At 65.3% G+C, this 2,791-nt stretch carries 1 protein-coding gene; it reads left to right on the top strand.

Annotation, left to right across the window (positions count from 1 at the left end):
- Window positions 1–2,523 (top strand): hypothetical protein (locus AB0M26_RS31735; RefSeq protein WP_365266462.1); only part of this gene is annotated, 2,523 nt, incomplete at its 5' end.
- Window positions 2,524–2,791: the final 268 nt, after the last annotated feature.

The raw sequence follows: 2,791 nt of genomic DNA, 5'->3' as shown, positions 1-2,791 counted from the left end.
CATAGGCGCAAGGGAGGCACCCAGGTGCGGGCACACAAGATCGCGACAGCCACCATGCTGGTCCTGGCAGTCAGCGGATGGGGCGTAGCAGGAACCGGGGCGGCACACGCCGAGACCGGCCCCACCCACGGAGGTGGGAAGGCGAAGACGAAGGCCGCCGGCAAGGGCCACCGCCCCGCCCACGGGGGGAGGGCGAAGGCGCGGGCGGAGGGAGGATCGGCCACCGGGGAGGAAGCAAGCCTCTTCCAGCAGAACACTGCGCAGTCCGCCCGGCAGAACAACAACTGCAACAACCCCAACACAGAGGATCAGACGATCTCGCTCACCGACAGCCGGGCAACAGGCCGGTGCGTGACCACCGACGGTTCTCTGACCGCGTTCTCCCGTATCCACAACGGCCCCGCCCACGCCCAAGGCGGCGCATCGACCGCAACCCTGATTCAGCAGAACACCGCCCAGCGCGGCAGACAGAACAACAACTGCAACAACCCCAACAACTCGCCCATCACGCTGGACAACAGCCAGGTGAAGGGCCGCTGCACAGGCAAGGACTTCTCCTTCAGCAAGCACACGTTCGTCAAGGGCGGTGGCGCCCGCGCCAAAGGCGGCTCCAGCACAGGCGACACCGTGACCCAGCAGAACGTGGCGCAGGAAGGCCGGCAGAACAACAACTGCCGCAACGCCAACGGCGACTCGGGCCTCACGGTGACGGAGGGCCGGGCGGAAGCGCGGTGCGGGAACAAGGACGGCTCGTTCAGTAAGCACACGTGGGTCAAGGGCGGTGGCGCCCGAGCCGAAGGCGGCTCCAGCACAACCTCCACCTTGCAGCAGCAGAACGTGGCCCAAGAAGGCCGGCAGAACAACAACTGCAGCAACCCCAACACTCTTGACATCACGGTGGACCCGGGGCAGTTGGAGGAACGCTGTACGCAGCAGGACTTCTCCATCACCAAGCACACCCGTATCAAGGGCGGCGGCGCCCGCGCCGAAGGCGGCTCCAGCAGCGAAAGCAGCGTGGAGCAGCAGAACATCGCCCAGGAAGGCCGGCAGAACAACAACTGCAACAGCCCTAACCAAAACCAGGACATCGACGTAGACGGCGGGCGGGTGGAGAGCCGCTGTACGCAGCAGGACTTCTCCATCACCAAGCACACCCGTATCAAGGGCGGCGGCGCCCGCGCCGAAGGCGGCTCAAGCGCCAGCGGCGTGGACCAGCAGAACATCGCCCAAGAAGGCCGGCAGAACAACAACTGCAACACCCACAACAGCCTGGCCCTCAACGTGACCGGGGGCCGTGAGACCAGCCGGTGCGGGAACAAGGACCACTCCCTCAGCAAACACACGTGGATCAAGGGCGGCGGCGCACGCACCAAAGGCGGCTCCAGCACCGACAGCGACGTGGACCAGCAGAACATCGCCCAGGAAGGCCGGCAGAACAACAACTGCAACAACTTCAACGTGCCCAGTACCGACGTGACCGATGGTGGCCGTGAGACCAGCCGTTGCGGGAACAAGGACCACTCCCTCAGCAAACACACGTGGATCAAGGGCGGCGGCGCACGCTCCGAAGGAGGCTCCAGCACAACAACGGCCGTGACCACCCAGAACATCGCCCAAGAAGGCCGGCAGAACAACAACTGCAACAACAGCAACGAGGACCTTGGTGACCTCGACGTGACCGGTGGCCGGGTGGAGAGCCGTTGCGGGAACAAGGACGCCTCCTTCAGCAAACACACGTGGATCAAGGGCGGCGGCGCCCGAGCCGAAGGCGGCAGCGCAAGCACGGATGTGGCCCAGCAGAACATCGCCCAAGAAGGCCGGCAGAACAACCACTGCAACAGCCGCAACAACGACGCGCCCCTCGATGTGACCGGGGGCCGGGTGGAAGGCCGGTGCGGAAACAAGGACTTCTCCTTCAACCACAAGACCTTCACCAAGGGCGGCGGTGCCCGAGCCGAAGGCGGCTCCAGCACCGGCGCAGATATCAACCAGCAGAACACCGCCCAAGAAGGCCGACAGAACAACAACTGCGCCAACCCCAACTTCCCCGACGAGGACATCACCCTGACCGACAGCCGGTCGACAGTGCGCTGCAAGACGGTCGACGGCTCCGCCAACCTCCACACCAAAACCGTCGGCGGAGGAGCCCGCGCCACCGGCGGCGGCGCCACAGCCGACCTCTTCCAGCAGAACACCGCCCAAGAAGGCCGACAGAACAACAACTGCGCCAACCCCAACTTCCCCGACGAGGACATCACCCTGACCGACAGCCGGTCGACAGTGCGCTGCAAGACGGTCGACGGCTCCGCCAACCTCCACACCAAAACCGTCGGCGGAGGAGCCCGCGCCACCGGCGGCGGCGCCACAGCCGACCTCTTCCAGCAGAACACCGCCCAAGAAGGCCGACAGAACAACAACTGCGCCAACCCCAACAACCTCACCCTCACCACCACCAACAGCCGCAGCACCACCCAGTGCACCGCCACCGACCACTCCACCAACATCGGCTCGGACTACCGGTAACCACCCCGTCGAGCACCGGAGGCCCACGAACGGCCTAACGAGGTGAAACCCCGCCCGGGACCCCTCGTTGAAAAAACCGAGGCCTTCACGGCCTGTGCCTCCTTCAGCCAAGCCCCGTGAAGCCTCCGGTCCCCCCTACCCACTCTCCACCCAGAGGGAAAAGTAGGAACGCCGGATAAAAGACAGCGCCCTGGCCCCGAGCAGCCGATCGGGGCCAGGGTGCCGTCTTGTCAACGGGCTTCACCAACCCCGACGAATCTTGTGAATT

It is taken from the genome of Streptomyces sp. NPDC051776, assembly GCF_040681345.1.
GTDB lineage: Bacteria > Actinomycetota > Actinomycetes > Streptomycetales > Streptomycetaceae > Streptomyces.
Note: the sequence above shows the minus strand (reverse complement) of the source record. Positions and strands in the feature narration are given on the sequence as shown.